This window comes from Hominenteromicrobium sp., assembly GCF_046974225.1.
Taxonomy (GTDB): Bacteria; Bacillota; Clostridia; order Oscillospirales; family Acutalibacteraceae; genus Hominenteromicrobium; species Hominenteromicrobium mulieris.
In genome coordinates, this window is sequence record NZ_JBKWAE010000006.1 from 23,224 (window position 1) to 39,855 (window position 16,632).

The 16,632-nt window shown below is 51.1% G+C and carries 16 protein-coding genes and 1 riboswitch; of the genes, 8 read left to right on the forward strand and 8 right to left on the reverse strand.

From position 1 onward, the window contains the following. Positions 1–11: 11 nt before the first annotated feature. Positions 12–1,091, reverse strand: coding sequence for an aspartate-semialdehyde dehydrogenase (asd, locus tag ACLTX1_RS06055; protein WP_176820099.1), 1,080 nt, complete (start codon positions 1,089–1,091; stop codon positions 12–14). Between the two features lie 174 nt (positions 1,092–1,265). Then, positions 1,266–1,445: riboswitch (Lysine riboswitch) on the reverse strand. 110 nt (positions 1,446–1,555) lie between these two features. On the opposite strand from asd, the gene queA reads away from it, so the two are divergent. The 8 genes from queA (at position 1,556) to ACLTX1_RS06095 (ending at position 8,330) form a co-directional block, all read left to right on the forward strand. Beyond that, the gene (queA, locus tag ACLTX1_RS06060; protein ID WP_308448300.1) at positions 1,556–2,602 is read left to right on the forward strand and encodes a tRNA preQ1(34) S-adenosylmethionine ribosyltransferase-isomerase QueA; all 1,047 of its coding nucleotides are present in this window, start codon (positions 1,556–1,558) and stop codon (positions 2,600–2,602) included. 22 nt (positions 2,603–2,624) lie between these two features. Continuing rightward, on the forward strand, positions 2,625–3,755 hold the full coding sequence (tgt, locus tag ACLTX1_RS06065) for a tRNA guanosine(34) transglycosylase Tgt (RefSeq protein ID WP_308448301.1): 1,131 nt from the start codon (positions 2,625–2,627) through the stop codon (positions 3,753–3,755). Between the two features lie 117 nt (positions 3,756–3,872). After that, a complete protein-coding gene (yajC, locus tag ACLTX1_RS06070) occupies positions 3,873–4,208 on the forward strand; it encodes a preprotein translocase subunit YajC (protein ID WP_176820096.1) in 336 nt (111 codons plus the stop codon). Between the two features lie 81 nt (positions 4,209–4,289). Next, positions 4,290–4,670, forward strand: a complete 381-nt coding sequence (locus tag ACLTX1_RS06075; RefSeq protein WP_343284315.1) for a TIGR04086 family membrane protein — start codon at positions 4,290–4,292, stop codon at positions 4,668–4,670. 209 nt (positions 4,671–4,879) lie between these two features. Further along, entirely contained in the window at positions 4,880–5,698 is an 819-nt protein-coding gene (proC, locus tag ACLTX1_RS06080; protein ID WP_308448303.1) for a pyrroline-5-carboxylate reductase, read from the forward strand. Between the two features lie 68 nt (positions 5,699–5,766). Then, positions 5,767–6,351: a hypothetical protein gene (locus ACLTX1_RS06085; protein ID WP_343284316.1), complete on the forward strand. Its 585-nt coding sequence runs from the start codon at positions 5,767–5,769 to the stop codon at positions 6,349–6,351. A gap of 32 nt (positions 6,352–6,383) precedes the next feature. Then, positions 6,384–7,292, forward strand: coding sequence for a tyrosine recombinase (locus ACLTX1_RS06090; protein WP_308448305.1), 909 nt, complete (start codon positions 6,384–6,386; stop codon positions 7,290–7,292). A 21-nt stretch (positions 7,293–7,313) separates the two neighbouring features. Continuing rightward, complete coding sequence (locus ACLTX1_RS06095; protein WP_308448306.1) at positions 7,314–8,330, forward strand: YesL family protein; 1,017 nt, start codon at positions 7,314–7,316, stop codon at positions 8,328–8,330. Between the two features lie 68 nt (positions 8,331–8,398). Here ACLTX1_RS06095 and ACLTX1_RS06100 read toward each other — a convergent pair whose 3' ends face one another. The 7 genes from ACLTX1_RS06100 to alaS form a co-directional block, all read right to left on the reverse strand. Next, positions 8,399–9,388, reverse strand: a complete 990-nt coding sequence (locus tag ACLTX1_RS06100) for a tyrosine recombinase XerC (protein ID WP_308448307.1) — start codon at positions 9,386–9,388, stop codon at positions 8,399–8,401. 583 nt (positions 9,389–9,971) lie between these two features. After that, entirely contained in the window at positions 9,972–10,739 is a 768-nt protein-coding gene (locus ACLTX1_RS06105; protein ID WP_308448308.1) for a DUF6873 family GME fold protein, read from the reverse strand. Further along, positions 10,727–12,112 (reverse strand): DNA repair protein RadA, encoded by a 1,386-nt coding sequence (gene radA / locus ACLTX1_RS06110; RefSeq protein ID WP_308448309.1) that lies wholly within the window; start codon positions 12,110–12,112, stop codon positions 10,727–10,729. The genes ACLTX1_RS06105 and radA overlap by 13 nt, the downstream gene beginning before the upstream one ends. A 69-nt stretch (positions 12,113–12,181) precedes the next feature. Then, entirely contained in the window at positions 12,182–12,892 is a 711-nt protein-coding gene (locus tag ACLTX1_RS06115; protein WP_308448310.1) for an N-acetylmuramoyl-L-alanine amidase, read from the reverse strand. Between the two features lie 116 nt (positions 12,893–13,008). After that, entirely contained in the window at positions 13,009–13,548 is a 540-nt protein-coding gene (locus ACLTX1_RS06120) for a phosphoribosyltransferase family protein (RefSeq protein WP_308448311.1), read from the reverse strand. Positions 13,549–13,597: 49 nt separating this feature from the next. Continuing rightward, positions 13,598–13,936, reverse strand: coding sequence for a histidine triad nucleotide-binding protein (locus ACLTX1_RS06125; protein ID WP_176820086.1), 339 nt, complete (start codon positions 13,934–13,936; stop codon positions 13,598–13,600). Between the two features lie 48 nt (positions 13,937–13,984). Next, a complete protein-coding gene (gene alaS / locus ACLTX1_RS06130) occupies positions 13,985–16,618 on the reverse strand; it encodes an alanine--tRNA ligase (protein WP_343284473.1) in 2,634 nt (877 codons plus the stop codon). Positions 16,619–16,632 lie beyond the last annotated feature (14 nt).

The window sequence follows — 16,632 nt, forward strand, 5'->3', positions numbered from 1 at the left end:
CCTGAACGGTATCAGTCAAAATAGCCCTTCTTTGCGAGCAGCTCTGCAAGCAGAACACCGCCGCCTGCTGCGCCGCGCAGCGTGTTGTGGGAAAGGCAAACGAACTTGTAGTCATACTGGGTATCCGGGCGCAGTCTGCCGATGGAAACGGCCATACCATGCTCCAGTTCACGGTCGAGTTTTGCCTGCGGACGGTCTGCTTCCGTAAAGTAGTGCAGGAACTGCTTCGGTGCGCTCGGCAGCTCGAGCTCCTGTGCCGGGCCGCGGAACTCTGTCCAACGGCGGATGATTTCCTCCGGTGAGACCTTCTTTTCCATGGAGACGAACACCGCAGCCGTATGGCCGTCGGAAACCGGCACGCGGAAGCACTGTGCCGTGATGGACGGGGTGGTCGCGTTGACAATCTTATCGCCCTCAATGTGGCCCCACAGCTTCATCGGCTCCTGCTCGGATTTTTCTTCCTCGCCGCCGATATACGGGATGACGTTGTCGAGAATATCGGGATACGTTTCAAAGGTTTTGCCGGCGCCGGAGATGGCCTGATATGTGCAGGCGAGCACCTTCGTGACGCCGAGGTCCATCAGCGGGTGAATAGCCGGAACGTAGCTCTGAAGGGAGCAGTTGGACTTTACGGCGATAAAGCCGCGCTTTGTGCCGAGGCGCTTTCTCTGTGCGTTGATGATTTCAATGTGGTCGGCGTTGATCTCCGGCACAACCATCGGCACATCCTCGACGCCGCGGTTTGCGCTGTTGTTGGAGACGACCGGGCACTCTTTTTTCGCATAAGCTTCTTCAAGGGCGCGGATTTCGTCTTTTTTCATATCGACGGCGCAGAATACAAAATCGACCTTGGAGACGACTTCGTCCATATCTGCAACAGCGTCTAAGATGATCATATCCGCCATACTTGTGGGAATGGGCGTTTTCATAGCCCAACGCTTTTCTACGACGCTTTTATATGTTTTACCGGCGGAGCGGGAAGAGGCCGCAAGCGCGGTCACGTTGAACCACGGATGATTTTCAAGGAGTGTTGCAAAACGCTGACCGACCATGCCTGTGCAACCAATGATACCGACATTATACTTTTTCATTTCTTTCACCCGTCCTGTTTGCAGGACATCCTTTCAAAAATGATGAAATGTACGCTCAAAAACAAAATTAAGGTCAAATTTCATTTTTGAGCGAAAAAAAACCGGTTGAAATCCGGTCATACATACAATATAATAGAATGTGCACAGGCTTTTACGAAAGTCTCCCTGCGGAAAAGCTCTGATAGCACTCCATCCTATTGCAGATGACAGTTACGGGGCTTTCGCCACAGCAACCAGATCCAAGCGTACCACATGCGCTGAGATCTTCGGCGGTGTGTCCTTTTTCTGCGGGCCGATGCCTGTGGAGGGCCAAAACCCGCGGATACTCTTACAAACCGCGCCTCTATCCTTATTATAATACATGGAATACGGATTGTTGTCAATTTATTTATGAAAAATTCTTAGAATAATCCTGCGTAATTTGGGGGATGCGGCTATTTTAATTCAGATTGGAAGGAATATACTTGGATACGCAGACTTTACAAACAAAAGATTTTGATTTTGAGCTTCCGGAAGAACTTATCGCCCAGACGCCGATTGAACCGCGTGACGCTTCGCGCCTGATGGTGTTGGACAAAACAACCGGTGAGATCGAGCACAGGCATTTTCACGACATCACGGAGTATTTGAATGAGGGCGATTGTCTTGTACTCAACAATTCCCGTGTTTTGCCTGCGCGTATTTACGGCATTAAAAACGAGACCGGCGCGCACGTTGAATTTTTGCTTCTGAAAAATTGCGGTGACGACGTATGGGAAGCACTTGCAGGTCCGGGCAAGCGTGCAAAGGTCGGCACATCGTTCATGTTCGAGGGCAGCTCCATGACCTGCGAGGTCATTGAAGTGAAGGACGACGGCAACCGCATGATCCGCTTCCATTACGACAAGGGCACGAACTTCTTCACGGAGCTGGATAAGATTGGCCAGATGCCGCTGCCGCCCTATATTAAAGAAAAGCTCAAGGATAAAGAGCGCTACCAGACGGTGTATTCCAAAGAGGAAGGTTCTGCCGCTGCGCCGACGGCCGGTCTGCACTTTACGCCGGAGCTGCTTGATGCAATTCGCTCAAAAGGCGTGAAGGTCGTGTTCGTCACACTGCATGTCGGCCTTGGCACGTTCCGCCCGGTGAGCGTGGATAACATTCTCGACCACAAAATGCATAGCGAGCATTATCACATGCCGAAAGAGACTGCCGATGCCATCAACGAGACGAAGAAAAACGGCGGACGCGTGATCGCTGTCGGCACTACGAGCTGCCGCACGATTGAATCTGTCGCAAAGAAATGCGGCAAAATTTGCGAGGACGATGACTGGACGGATATTTTTATCTATCCGGGCTTTGAATTTAAGGGCCTTGATGCGCTCATCACGAACTTCCACTTGCCGGAAAGTACGCTCATCATGCTGGTCTCCGCGCTTGCGGGCCGCGAACACATTTTGAATGCGTATAACACTGCCGTCAAGGAGCGCTACCGCTTCTTCAGCTTCGGCGACGCCATGTTCATCAAATAAATTTGAAAGGAATTTTCTTTACATGTACAAGCTTATCAAAAGAGAAAACCACGCGCGGCGCGGCGAGCTCCAAACCGTGCACGGTACGGTGCAGACACCGGCGTTTATGAACGTCGCGACGGCTGCGGCGATTAAGGGTGCGGTTTCTGCTTACGACCTTAAAGATATTAAATGTCAAGTGATGCTCTCCAACACGTACCACCTGCATCTGCGCCCGGGCGATGACGTGGTGCGCAAAATGGGCGGCGTACGCAAGTTTACCGGCTGGGACGGCCCTGTACTGACGGACAGCGGCGGGTTTCAGGTTTTCTCTCTCGCGAAGCTGCGCAATATCAAAGAAGAAGGCGTGACGTTTGCGTCACACATCGACGGCCATCGCATCTTCATGGGCCCGGAGGAAAGCATGCGTATTCAGTCCAACCTCGGTTCTACCATCGCCATGGCGTTTGACGAATGCGTGGAAAACCCGGCGGAATACGACTACGCGAAAAATTCCTGCGCACGCACAGCACGCTGGCTGCGCCGCTGCAAGGCGGAGATGAACAGACTGAATGCGCTGCCGGATACGATCAATCCGAACCAAATGCTGTTCGGCATCAACCAGGGTTGCACATACATCGACCTGCGCGTGAACCACATGAAGGAGATTGCGGAATTGGGGCTCGATGGTTATGCTATTGGCGGCCTTGCGGTCGGCGAGCCGGCAGAGGTCATGTATGAAGTGATTGAAGCGGTTGAAGAGCATATGCCGCAGGATAAGATCCGCTACCTGATGGGTGTGGGCACGCCGACAAATATTCTGGAAGCGGTGCACCGCGGCGTTGATCTGTTCGACTGCGTGATGCCGAGCCGCAATGCACGCCATGGTCATGCATTTACAAATGAAGGCGTGCGCAATATGCTCAATGCGAAATACACGCTGGACGATCAACCGATCGACCCGACCTGCGACTGCCCGGTCTGCCGCAAGTTTTCCCGCGCTTATATTCACCACCTTTTCAAAGCAGGGGAGATGCTTGCCATGCGCTTGACGGTTATGCACAATCTTTATTTCTACAACAATTTGATGGAACGCATTCGTAACGCGCTCGATGAAGACCGGTTTGAAGCATTTTATCAGGAGTATTCAGAGAAATTTAACAAAAGAATTTAGAAAATCCTTGCAACCACGAATGGCTTTTGTTATAATGTATAAAGTTAATTTGGTGACGGGTGTATTGACCGCTTTGCAGTCGAACGGAGCGCACCATGAAAGAAAGGAAAGAAAACCATGAATTTGAGTGTTTTGACAACGACAGGTGCAGCAGCCGGCGGCAACATGTCCAGCATGCTGATCATGCTCCTTGTTTACGGTGCGATCATCGCGGCTATGTACTTCATCTTCTTCCGCCCGCAGAACAAGAAGAAGAAGAAGGAAGCGGAAATGCGCAAGAACGCACAGGTCGGCGACGAGATCACGACCATCGGCGGTATTTGCGGCAGAATCATCGCTGTAAAGGATGAGACCGACAGCGTTATCATCGAGACCGGCAGCGACCGTGCAAGACTGCGCATCAAGCGTTGGGCGATCGGCAGCGTCGATACCATCCACGAGGAAGACGCGTAAGTTTCACTCTGTTTAAAAGCGAATAGTTTTGAGCCCCTTGGAATAAGTATGAAACAAAACTTATTTCAAGGGGCTTTTTCTATGCTGAATTTTAAGAAGCTGTTTTTGGGTCTCCTGTTTTCTGTGCTGTTTTCGGCTGTGCTGATCGCGGTTTGTGCCTTTATGATTTTAAAGCTCGGCTTTTTGCCGTCCGAGCCTATACTCGGTACGGCTGCGGCGGCGATCGGCGGCGTTTCCGTTTTTGCTTCCGCTTTCCTTGCGGCGCGCCTCGCGGGGGAAAAAGGCTTGCTGCACGGCCTTGTGCTTGGCACGCTCTATGCAGTTTTCTATGTTGCGATAAGCGTTATGCTGTATGCAAATATGCGGATTGTACTTCTTGTTATACGGAGCGTAATATTTGTAATATGCAGCGTATGCGGTGGAGTAATGGGCGTGAATAGAGATGAAAAAATCAGATTTTAAGCCATAATTTTGTAGCTGCTAATCAAGAGTATAAGAACGATTTTGCATATTTATTCACAACGGCTTGTAGCAAAGCAGAACTGCATATTCATAAGTTTACATAAGATTATAGACATAAATTTGTGCAGATGCAAAAATATTCACGGAAGCTCTTGCAAATTTGGCTAAAAAGTATTATAGTATATAAGACAGAAGTGAGGTGGCGTATCATGAAAAACGGCAAATTGGGCTTTATCGGCATAGGAAACATGGCGTCCGCGATTATTGGCGGTATCTTATCTTCCGGCACTTTCCCGGTCGGAGATATTTATATGTACAATCCGCACGCGGAAAAAATGCAGCGCTTTACAGAATCCGGCTGCGTAGCCTGTACTTCTGCCGAAGAAGTTACCGAGCTTTGTGATACGGTGTTCCTTTGCGTAAAGCCACAGATTTTCCCGGAGGTGCTGCGCGTTATTGCGCCGACCGTTGCGAAGAAGAATGCTGACGATGTTGTCATCGTTTCAATCGCTGCGGGCGTAACGTTTAAGAATTTGCAGGACGCGCTCGGCGCAGACCGCCGCTACGTGCGTGCCATGCCGAACACGCCGCTGCTGCTCGGTGAGGGCGCTACGGCGCTGTGCCGGACAAGCAATGTGCCGGAAGAAGACTTTGCGCGCGTGCGTTCCGCTTTCTCCTGCTGCGGTGTCACGCAGGAGATTGACGAAGCGCAGATGAATGCGGTGATTGCGGTCAGTGGCAGCTCGCCTGCGTATTTGTATCTGCTTGCAAAGCTCACTTGTGATTATGCAGCGCAGCAGGGCATTGACCCGAAGACCGCGCTTACACTGTTCTGCCAGACCATGAAAGGCAGCGCCGATATGCTTTTAAACAGCGGCAAAGACCCACAGGCGCTTATGGATATGGTCACGTCAAAGGGCGGCACAACATTTGCTTTGCTGAATGTCTTGAAAGAACAGGGCTTTAATGAGGCGATGATCAGCTCGTTTGAAGCCTGCACGCACCGCGCCGAAGAACTTTCCATGTGAGTGTGCAAGGCATAACACGGCGATGCTTCACATATAGATTGACCATCTTTTATAGGTGGTGAACGAAAATGGAAGCAAAGCCGAAATATGCAAAACCACGTAGCCTATCTGTTTTAATGGCTTTGCGCATTTTGTTCCTGCTCGGCTTTTTGTTCGGCTGCTTATTCGCACGGACATCGCAAATAGCTATGGCGCCGGTTTCCGGCTCTGTGTGGTTTAGGGGGCCGTTTGAAACGGGAACGGACTTTCCGTTTGTATTTTCCGCATTTTTATTTGATTCGCTTTTTTACGCATTGCCGATTTTTTTATTTGGCATGACGTTTTTGGGTGTGCTTGTGATTCCCGCTGCGATAATTCTGAAGGGCTTCACGCTTGGCACGTCGCTTACGGCACTGATTCGGCTTGAGGGTATCGGATCGTATTTTCGGCGGTGCTTTGATTATCTGCCGATGACAATGCTGTGCATCACGGTGCTTTTGCTGCTTGCGGCGGAAGCGCTTTGCACGGCAAGGCGCAGCTGTCGGGTGTTTTTCGGAAACGGAGAACCGCTTTCCGTAAAAAACTGCACCGTGCGGTTTTTGCTTGCGTTTGCGGCGCTGGTTTTCATTTCGATTTTATACGGTGCATTGCACTTTTTGATTTTGCAAATTTAGATTAGATTTTAAAGCAAAGGAGGCCGAAATGAATGAACATGGATGAATACTTCGTGCTGTTTCGCGAGTACATGCTCGTGCAGAAACCGAGTTCCGTAAATACGCGGGATTCTTATCTGCGCGATGTTTCGGCTTTCCTGCGCTACTTGGAGGGTGAAAATATAACATCTCCACTCGAAGTGGAAACGGAGACGGTGGAAGCGTATGTGCAGCATTTGCACAGCTTAAACCGCACAAATTCCACGATCTCCCGCAATATTGCCTCTGTGCGTTGCTTTTATAAGTTTCTCATCCTGCGCGGGGATATGCAGGTGAACCCGGCGAAATCCGTAAAGCTTGAAAAAGAGCCGAAAAAGCTGCCGCAGACGCTGACAAGCGAGGAGATAGACCTGCTGCTTTCCCAGCCGAATGTCACGGAAGCTAAGGGCTGCCGCGATAAAGCGATGCTGGAGCTTCTTTATGCCACCGGTATTCGCGTCAGTGAGCTCATCAACCTCAACGTGCAGGATATCAACCTGCGCACGGGAAAGCTGTTCTGCCGCGGCACCAAGGGCGTGCGCACCATTCCGATTTATGCGAAAGCGGTCGTTGCTGTGTCCGATTATCTTTACCGCATGCGCGATTTGATCGTGGACCCGGACAACAGCGGAGACGCGCTGTTTGTCAATCTGAACGGCTCGCGTTTGACGCGTCAGGGTTTCTGGAAAATTATCAAGGCGTATACGGCGGAGGCCGGCATTACGAAGGAGATTACGCCACACACGCTGCGTCATTCGTTTGCCATGCACCTTTTGCAGGGTGGTGCTTCCGTAAAAGACATTCAAACCATGATGGGACATGCAGATATTTCGTCCACACAGGTATATGTTCATTTATTAGACCTTGATAATCACGTGAAAAGCGTGTATAATGAGTGTCATCCTCGTGCAAAAACGAGTTAATCTAATTCTGGAGTTGATTTTGTGGCATTTTTAGGACTTTTCGGTAATTATGATAAGCCGGGTCCGGGCGTTGACAAAGATGAACCGAAAAAGGCAGCGCCGGTACGTTTTTTTGAGATCTTGTGGCGAAAGCTGTCTAAACTGGTGCAGTTGAATCTGACATTTATGATCCCATTTATTGTGGTCATCGCGTTGATGGTGGGCGTATTTCTTTTACCGGTTCCGCATTTTCTTTATGCAACGTCGTTCTTCGGTGTGCTTGACCTGTACATTCTGTATGCGGTTACACTGCCGCTCATCCTGCTTTCGCCGTTCACATGCGGCTTAGCATATGTAACGCGAAACTTCGCAAGGGAAGAGCATGCGTTCGTTTGGTCGGATTTCTGGGACGCTGTGAAAAACAACTGGAAGCCGGCACTTTTGAACGGCGTGATCGTGTATCTCGCATATGTAATCTTGAGCTTCTCAATCTTCTTTTATTCCACACGTGTATCGGACAACTGGATGTTTATGATTCCGCTTGCAGTTTGCTGCATCCTGTCGATTCTAATGCTGTTTGCGCAGTATTACATTCCGGTTATGATCGTCACGTTTGACTTGAAGCTGCGCCACATTTACAGAAACGCGTTTATTTTCTCTATTATGGGTCTGTTGCGCAACCTGATGATTACGGCAATCCTTGCGGGTTTATTCATTGCGTTTTTGTTCTGCCCGGCGGCATTTGCAGTGATCCCGCTGCTGCTCGTAATCATTTTCCTGTGTGCGTTCATCAGCTATCTGACGAGCTTTGCGACGTATTCGTTGCTCGATACGTACCTGATCCAGCCGTTCTACAAAAAGGAAGCGGAAGCGAAGGACGCTGAAATTCGCGTAGCCAAAGACGGCGATACGTTCAATTTCGACAATGATGAGTTGGACGACGATGACGACGATAAGCCGCAGTATGTGTACGTGAACGGCCGCTTGATCGACCGTAAGATCATGGAGCAGGAATCTCTGTTCTCGGATAAAACGGATACTTCCGATCATTTACAGTAATTTAAAACAAACATAAAAGCCTCTATCGAACTGAAATCGATAGAGGCTTTCATTTTGCTCAATTTCAATTATTTCTCATTCTTATCAGTCTTTTCACGCATTTTGGAAAGTGGGTTGGCGTTTACGGCTTCCTCCATTTGCTTGCTGGAGGTGTGCGTGTAGATCTCTGTAGTGCCGAGATTTTCGTGGCCCAGAATATCCTGCAAAACGCGAATATCTACGTTGCCGTATTGGTACATCAGCGTCGCCGCCGTGTGCCGCAGCTTGTGTACGGAGTATCCCGCGCCGCCAAGACCGATTTTCGTGAGGTATTTATTGACCATGGCCTGTACGGTCTTAGGACTGATGCGTGTGCCGCGGTTGCTGATGAACAGCGCGTTTTTATCCTTCACGTCGTCCTTTGGGCGCACACGCACGTAGCCATCGATAGAAGCTAAGCATGCGTCATTTAAGTATACGATGCGTTCTTTGCTGCCTTTACCGACGATGCGCAGGGTGGAGTTGTTGTGGATCACGTCGCTCATGTTGATGGAAACAAGCTCGGAAAGGCGCATGCCGCAGTTTAAAAACAGCGTCAAAATGCAATAGTCACGCTCTTTATCCGGCCCGTCCACGGCGTTTAAAAGCTCGCGGCTTTGCTCTAACGTGAGGTAGCGGGGAAGGGTTTTGGCTTTTTTCGGCGGGGTCAGATTCTCTGTGGGGTTAGAATCCAAAAGACCCTCGTGCACGGTCAGGTAGTTAAAAAAGCTTTTGAGACTCGAAGATTTTCGCTGACGCGTGGAGCTCATGTTGCTGCGTCCGTCGGCAGCGTAGTTCATGAATTCAAAAATGTCCATCGTCGTGATGGAACGGATAAATTCAAGGTCAATATCGTCGATTGGAATCTCCTCCATGGGCGTATCTTGTGAAACATATCCGCGAAAATGTTTCATGAAACGAAAGAATGTCCGCAGGTCAGAGCAGTATTCGTTTACAGTCTTCGGCGCGCGGCCTTTGATGTTGCGGTAATATAAAGCATATTGCCGCACAATCTCCGGCATTTCAGACAAAATATCCATAACGGGTACACCTCACAAATTTTGAATTTTAAAGCCGCAGCTTGGTGTTCAGCTCCGTTGGCTTCAAAGCTTTCGGGTTTAGCCTAATCGATACTTGAATTTACTCTTGGATCATCATTATAATTCGGAACGAGACGTATAGACATGCCGTGGTACTTAAACAGACAGCTGAATAAACGGAGCCGAGGTTATTAAAAACAATCTAATTGAGAAACGCACGGATTTCCGCAGCCGAGATTTACAAAGAATCAACGCACACAATCACGATTCATAATGAATGCGTTTATTTAAGCAAGTTGCAATCGCAAAACATTGAGTTTGGCTGAAAAAGGATGATCTCGCAGGTTTTACGAAAATCCGCTTGAAAAGCCAGCTATTCGTAAAATGCTGCTCCCCCAAAATTATACAAAATATCTATTTTGTATAATTTGAGATTTTTTAGATTCAAGCCCCTTTGTATGCTTCCGTGTGAATCTGTTTTGAAATGTGCGTGTTTGGGTGCTTGTACATGAATACACAAGCGTTTAGTGTATTATCAACAACGGAAACTTCGTGGGAGGCTTTTTAAACACAAAATTAGGAATTAAACGTCAAGCTCCATCAGCGGTAAAATGCCGCCGATATCGATCATCTGGTTTTGTGTCAGCTCAATGTACTGTACGCAGTGCTTTTCGAGAAACGCACGAATCTCCGCCGCGCACTCTAAAGAATCGAGCTTGCCTGTGAACGCCACCACATTTTTGTCGATCAAGCCACAGCAGCCGCCTAAGAAGCCGTAATCGTAGCCATCCAGAAAAACGTTTTCTTCGTGCACAAGCAGCACGTCGATGCCTAAAAACTGTGCCAGTGCACGAATGCCGAGATCCATCGTGATGATCGCGTCTTTCGCCACAACAGCCGTCGCACAGCGCGTGTAGCCTTGGTTGACATGCCTCATTTTAAGGCCGGCGTCTTCCAGACAGGTGTAAATGTTCGGATCCATAACACCGAGGTTTGCAAGCACCGTGCCGTTCAGGTTTAACATGTTGCAAAGAACATCTTTCGGATATTTCGGCTCCGGAGTCATGGCAGTCTCCGCTACCTGATAGCCGATATCCGTAAGCTGCTTTTTGAGTGCCTCTTCTCCGCGCAGAACAAACGTGCGTCCTTTATCCAAATGAAACATCTGCATATCTGCATGGTACGCGATCGGATCCGGCAGACGCGTGTCAAACTCCGTTGTGACGCACCGAATACCATGCGCCTTTAAAGCTTCCAAAATCTCCGGATATGCGCCGGAGACCGCCGCTGTCGTGACCTTGCTTTCCGGCAGATTCGGCTTTTCAACAAATCGTTCTTTTACTGCACACATGCGTCAAACGCCTCCCTCACGTTGTGGACGCCGATGAGCTCCACCCCGCTGAATCTTTTTGAATCTATGCTCTTCATGCTGTGGTACGGCAGTACGCAGCGCGTGAATCCCAGTCGATATGCTTCCGAAACGCGGGACTCGATATGACTGACCGACCGCAGCTCGCCTGCAAGACCAATCTCGCCGAACACGACGGTATCATCGCGGATTGGCGTGTCTTTCAGGCTTGATACGAGTGCCATTGCAACGGCCAGATCGACCGCCGGCTCATCGATACGCAGGCCGCCGACGACGTTCAAATACGCGTCTAAATTGGAAAAATAGAAACCTGCACGCTTTTCCAGAACGGCCAAAATCAGCGCCATACGCGCATAATCAAAGCCCGTGGACATGCGGCGCGGCGTACCGAAGCCGCTTGTCGTTGCAAGGCCTTGAATCTCCGCGAGCAGCGGACGTGTACCCTCCATTACGGCGGTTACGCATGTGCCGGAAGCGTTCGTCGGGCGGCCGGAAAGCATTGCCTGCGAGGGGTTTTCGATTTGCCGCAGCCCCGCTTCCCCCATATCGAATACGCCAATCTCGTTTGTGGAGCCATAGCGGTTTTTTACGGCGCGCAGAATGCGGTACGTCATCTGGCGGTCGCCCTCGAAGTACAGCACGGCGTCCACAATGTGCTCCAACACCTTTGGACCCGCGATGGCGCCGTCTTTGTTGACGTGACCAACGAGAATCGCCGGGATATCGAGCGACTTGGAGCAGCGCATGATCGCGTTCGTGCATTCGCGCACCTGTGTGACGCTGCCGGGCGACGAATTGAGATCGGTAAAGTTCATCGTTTGGATGGAGTCGATCATTACGATATCCGGTTTTTCGGTGCGAATGTGCTCCACCACGAGCTGCACGTCCGTTTCCGCCAAAATGCGCAGGTTGGGACTGGAAACACCGAGACGCCCTGCGCGCAGCTTGATCTGCCGTGCAGATTCTTCGCCGGAAACATATAAAATACGCAGCTTTTGCCCGAGGTATTCGCAGATCTGCAAAAGAATGGTTGATTTGCCGATACCCGGGTCGCCGCTGATGAGCACGAGCGAGCCTTTTACAAGGCCGCCGCCAAGCACGCGGTCAAGCTCCGAAAGTCCGGTGTGATAACGATGCTCGTCCTCCGTATCGATCTCTGAAATTGCAAGCGGGCGCGTCAGCAGCGTAGAAGCTGAAGAAGAATACCCGGAAGCGGCGGATTTTGCGGAAACAGCCGTTTTGACGGATTCCTCCATGGTGTTCCACTCGCCGCAATCCGGGCACTTTCCTGCCCACTTTGCGGATTCAAACCCGCAGTTTGAGCAGATGTAGACGATTTTATTTTTAGCCGCCATAATGCGCACCGCCCTTATTTTGTATAATTCTAAGCCTATTTTACCACGGAACAGATGTTTTGTAAAGAGTTATTCCGCTTTGCAAAAGGCGATAATGCCATCCGCGATAGCCGCCGCCAATTTCTTTTGGTAGTTCTCGTCGCACAGCTTTTCAGCTTCTTCCGGGTTTGAGAGGAACCCGCATTCTGCAAACACGGCGGGTACGTCTACATGGCTCAAAATATACACGCGGCTTTCTGCCTGCTTGCAGGCACGCGTGTTATCCGGCTGCACCTGCTCGATGACCGCACGGCGGATGGTTTCGGCAAGGTCGGCGCTTCTAGCATTATTTGCTGAGTAAAACATCTGTGCGCCGCTGTATTGACTTTGCTCAAAAAAGTTTTGATGGATGCTCACGAAAATACAGTTCTCAGTTTCGTTTACGATCTGTGTGCGGTATAAAATATCAGACCGCTTTCGTTCGTTTAATGTGCTCAGCGTGGTATCGCCGACGGCGGTGTCCACTTCGCGAATCATTTTCACGGGGTAGCCCGCAGCTTCGAGCTTCTCTCGCACAAACAGCGCAATGGCAAGGTTTACCGTTTTCTCTTCCACACCGTTTACGCCTACGGCCCCGCCGTCTTCCCCACCGTGCCCTGCATCCAGAACGATCACGGGGCGGTTTTCGGTCTGTGCTGCGGCCACAGATACCGCATGTACCGCACCCAAAACAGAGCACACAAAAAATGTCAGAGCACCGAGGAAAAACACCACAGGAATATACGCGATTTTAAAAGACAAATACCGTTTCAAGCCGCATCACCCATAGATTTTTATGCATTGAAGCTGCCGGAAATACCCTATAAAAAGCAAAAAGCTGCCCGCCGAAGCGAACAGCTTTTTTAGCTTTTATGAAATTACTTGAAGAACAGCGGGAGCGGCTCCAGATAGATGATATCCGTACGATCCTTTGCATCGCCCTCGGCGAGCACAGCCGCCTTGCCGACGACGTTACCGCCGATCTCATGCACGAGATCTTCCAACGCGCTCAGCGATTCACCGGTGCTGATGACGTCGTCTACGATGAGAATACGCTTACCCTTCAGCATTGCGCAGTCTTCTTCGGAGAGGTACAGCGTCTGGATGTGGTCTGTCGTGATGGATTTCACCTCGACCTTGATCGGGTTCGTCATGTACGCCTTGATGCCCTTACGTGCAACAACGTACTGACGGCAGCCGATGCGCGCCATCTCGTAAGCCAGCGGAATGCCCTTAGACTCCGCCGTGATGATGATGTCGTGCTCCGGGCACTTTTCCATCAGCGCTTTTGCGGCCTTCTCGGTGATCTCTACATCGCCGAACATAACAAAACCGGCAATATCCAGCGTATCGCTGATCGGGCAGATCGGCAGCTCGCGTTCGCAGCCGGCGATCGTCATTTTATAAACTTCACCCATTGTAAAAACCTACCTTCAAAAATTATCGATTTTCGTCATATGCGGGGAATCAGCCCGGAGGCCACGCCATAGAGCGTCCGCCGAGCAGGTGGAAATGCAGGTGCTTTACGGTCTGTCCGCCGTCTTCGCCGCAGTTGTTGACGATGCGATAGCCGTTCGTGAGACCTTCTGCCGCCGCAATCTTCTTTGCGACCGTGAAGATATGTGCGACGATCTGCGCGTTTTCTTCCGTAAGGTCATCTGCGGAAGCGATGTGCTCCTTTGGAATCATCAGAATGTGCACCGGCGCCTGCGGGTCGAGGTCGCGGAATGCGAGCATTTTGTCGTCTTCGTAGACCTTCGTGCTCGGAATCTCGCCGTTGGCAATCTTGCAGAAAATGCAGTCCATTTGCCTTTCTCCTTTCTTGAGATTTTATATAGAACGTATAGAGAGAACTTAGATCTGTTCGCTGAGGATCTTTTCAACAGCTGCAAGGGCTTCGTCAATCTTCGTCTGGTCCTTGACGCCTGCCATAGCGAAGTCCGGTTTACCGCCGCCGTTGCCGCCGGTGAGCTGTGCAACTGCCTTTACAAGCACGCCGGCTTTGACGCCCTTTGCCTGTGCCGCTTTCGTTGCGGTCGCTGCAAGCGTTGCCTTTCCGTCCAGAACGCCTGCGAGCACGGCTACAATGGCCGTATCGCTCTTTTCGTCGCGGATCTTATCGCACATGGTGCGCAGTGCGTCGCTGCCTGTGCCGGAGAGCATCGCCGTAACGATCTTGACACCCTTAACTTCCACGGCGTTATCCAGAATGGAGCCGAGGTTCATGGATGCAATCTTGGAGCGCATGGATTCGATCTCTCTGTCCTTCTCCTTGAGGTCGGCGTTGACCTGTGCAGCTTTTGCCGGGAGGTCGGACGGGTTATTGACTTTCATCGCAACAGCGGTATCCTTGAGCAGCGTGTTCGTTGCGTAGATCATCTTAATGACGTTGAGACCTGTGACCGCTTCGATACGGCGCACACCGGCTGCAACGGAGGATTCGCTGACGAGCTTGAAGAGGCCGAGCTTAGCGGTGGAATCAATATGCGTGCCGCCGCAGAATTCCTTAGAGAATTCGCCTACCGTTACAACGCGCACGACGTCGCCGTATTTTTCGCCGAACAACGCCATAGCACCGAGCTTCTTTGCTTCTTCGATCGGCATTTCGCGGCACTCAACCTTGATGTCTTCGAGGATCTTCTTGTTGACGAGGTTCTCAACCGCGAGCAGCTCTTCGTCCGTCAGGGCGGAGAAGTGCGTGAAGTCGAAACGAACGGCATTCTCGTTGACGAGCTGACCGGCCTGCTCAACATGGTCGCCGAGCACGGAGCGCAGTGCAGCCTGCAGGAGGTGAGCTGCCGTGTGGTTGCGCATGATCGCTCTGCGTCTCTCAACATCTACAACAGCCTCAACGGTGTCGCCTTCGCGGAGGAAGCCTTCCTCCACAACAGCCTTGTGGATAAACACACCCGCTGCATTCTTCGTGGTATCCAGAACGCGGATGGTGCAGGAATCGTTCGTGATGACGCCGGTATCGCCGACCTGGCCGCCGCTTTCCGCATAGAAAGAGGTGCGGTCGAGTGTGAACACGATGTCGTCGCCGGTCTCGGCAGCTTCAATGCGTGCGCCATCCTTCACGATAGCCGTGACCTTTGCGGTTGCCTTCATATCGGTGTAGCCGACAAATTCGGTCTTTGCAATGTCGTCAAGCACAGCGGAGTCGCCTGCCCATGCGTCTGCACCGGCATTCTTGCGGCTTGCACGAGCCGTCTCACGCTGCTGGAGTACCAGTGCGCGGAAGCGGTCTTCGTCAACGCTCATGCCTTTTTCGGAAAGGATTTCCTTGGTCAGGTCAATCGGGAAGCCGAACGTATCGCTGAGCAGGAACGCGTCTTCGCCGGAAAGCACCTTTGCATCGGTGCGGTCGATGATGTCGTTGAGCAGCGCGAAGCCCTTATCAATGGTCTTATAGAAGTTTTCTTCCTCAAACGCGATGACCTTTTTGATCATAGCACTCTTTTCACGCAGCTCCGGGTAAGCGCATTCGTTTTCGTGAATGACAGTATCTACAACGTCCGCGAGGAACGGGTGGTTGATGCCGAGAAGTCTGCCATGGCGTGCCGCGCGGCGGAGCAGACGGCGGAGCACATAGCCGCGGCCTTCGTTGGACGGCATAACACCATCGCTGATCATAAACGTCGTGCTGCGGATGTGGTCCGTAATGACGCGCAGAGAAACATCGGACTTTTCGTCCGCACCGTACTGCACATTTGCAATGCGGGAGATATGCTTCATGATGTTCTGCACGGTATCGACAAGGAACAGGTTGTCCACGCCTTGCATCACACATGCCAAACGTTCAAGACCCATGCCGGTATCGATGTTCGGATGGTCAAGCGGCGTGTAGTTGTTGTTGCCGTCGTTCTCAAACTGCGTGAAAACGAGGTTCCAAACCTCAACGTAACGGTCGCAGTCGCAACCCACGCCGCAGGTGGGCTTGCCGCAGCCGTACTTTTCGCCGCGGTCAAAATAAATTTCGGAACACGGACCGCACGGACCGGAGCCATGCTCCCAGAAGTTATCTTCTCTGCCAAGGCGTACCATATGCGACGGGTCTACGCCGTTTTGCTTTGTCCAGATGTCAAACGCTTCATCGTCGTCCTGATAAATGGAGATATAAAGCCTATCTGCCGGCATCTCGAGAACTTTTGTAAAGAACTCCCAAGCCCAGGCGGTCGCTTCCTTTTTGAAGTAATCGCCAAAGGAGAAGTTGCCAAGCATCTCGAAGAATGTACCGTGGCGTGCCGTGATGCCCACGCGCTCGATATCCGGGGTACGGATGCACTTCTGGCAGGTGGTAACGCGCTTTCTCGGCGGGGTCACTTCACCCGTAAAATACTTTTTCATCGGGGCCATGCCGGAGTTGATCAGAAGAAGGCTATTGTCATCCTTCGGAATCAGCGGGAAGCTCGGCAGGCGCAGATGTCCCTTAGACTCAAAGAAAGAAAGATACTTTTCTCTGAGATCATTTAATCCTGTCCACTGCATTGTATTCACCATTC

What these genes read in the sequence shown, in the direction of transcription:
- asd (WP_176820099.1), bottom strand. Translation starts at nt 1,091, where the DNA reads ATGAAAAAGTATAATGTCGGTATCATTGGTTGCACAGGCATGGTCGGT.
- ACLTX1_RS06105 (WP_308448308.1), bottom strand. Translation starts at nt 10,739, where the DNA reads ATGTGTGCAGTAAAAGAACGATTTGTTGAAAAGCCGAATCTGCCGGAA.
- alaS (WP_343284473.1), bottom strand. Translation starts at nt 16,618, where the DNA reads ATGCAGTGGACAGGATTAAATGATCTCAGAGAAAAGTATCTTTCTTTC.
- ACLTX1_RS06085 (WP_343284316.1), top strand. Translation starts at nt 5,767, where the DNA reads ATGGAAGCAAAGCCGAAATATGCAAAACCACGTAGCCTATCTGTTTTA.
- ACLTX1_RS06075 (WP_343284315.1), top strand. Translation starts at nt 4,290, where the DNA reads ATGCTGAATTTTAAGAAGCTGTTTTTGGGTCTCCTGTTTTCTGTGCTG.
- ACLTX1_RS06090 (WP_308448305.1), top strand. Translation starts at nt 6,384, where the DNA reads ATGAACATGGATGAATACTTCGTGCTGTTTCGCGAGTACATGCTCGTG.
- proC (WP_308448303.1), top strand. Translation starts at nt 4,880, where the DNA reads ATGAAAAACGGCAAATTGGGCTTTATCGGCATAGGAAACATGGCGTCC.
- yajC (WP_176820096.1), top strand. Translation starts at nt 3,873, where the DNA reads ATGAATTTGAGTGTTTTGACAACGACAGGTGCAGCAGCCGGCGGCAAC.
- ACLTX1_RS06125 (WP_176820086.1), bottom strand. Translation starts at nt 13,936, where the DNA reads ATGGACTGCATTTTCTGCAAGATTGCCAACGGCGAGATTCCGAGCACG.
- tgt (WP_308448301.1), top strand. Translation starts at nt 2,625, where the DNA reads ATGTACAAGCTTATCAAAAGAGAAAACCACGCGCGGCGCGGCGAGCTC.
- ACLTX1_RS06100 (WP_308448307.1), bottom strand. Translation starts at nt 9,388, where the DNA reads ATGGATATTTTGTCTGAAATGCCGGAGATTGTGCGGCAATATGCTTTA.
- ACLTX1_RS06120 (WP_308448311.1), bottom strand. Translation starts at nt 13,548, where the DNA reads ATGGGTGAAGTTTATAAAATGACGATCGCCGGCTGCGAACGCGAGCTG.
- radA (WP_308448309.1), bottom strand. Translation starts at nt 12,112, where the DNA reads ATGGCGGCTAAAAATAAAATCGTCTACATCTGCTCAAACTGCGGGTTT.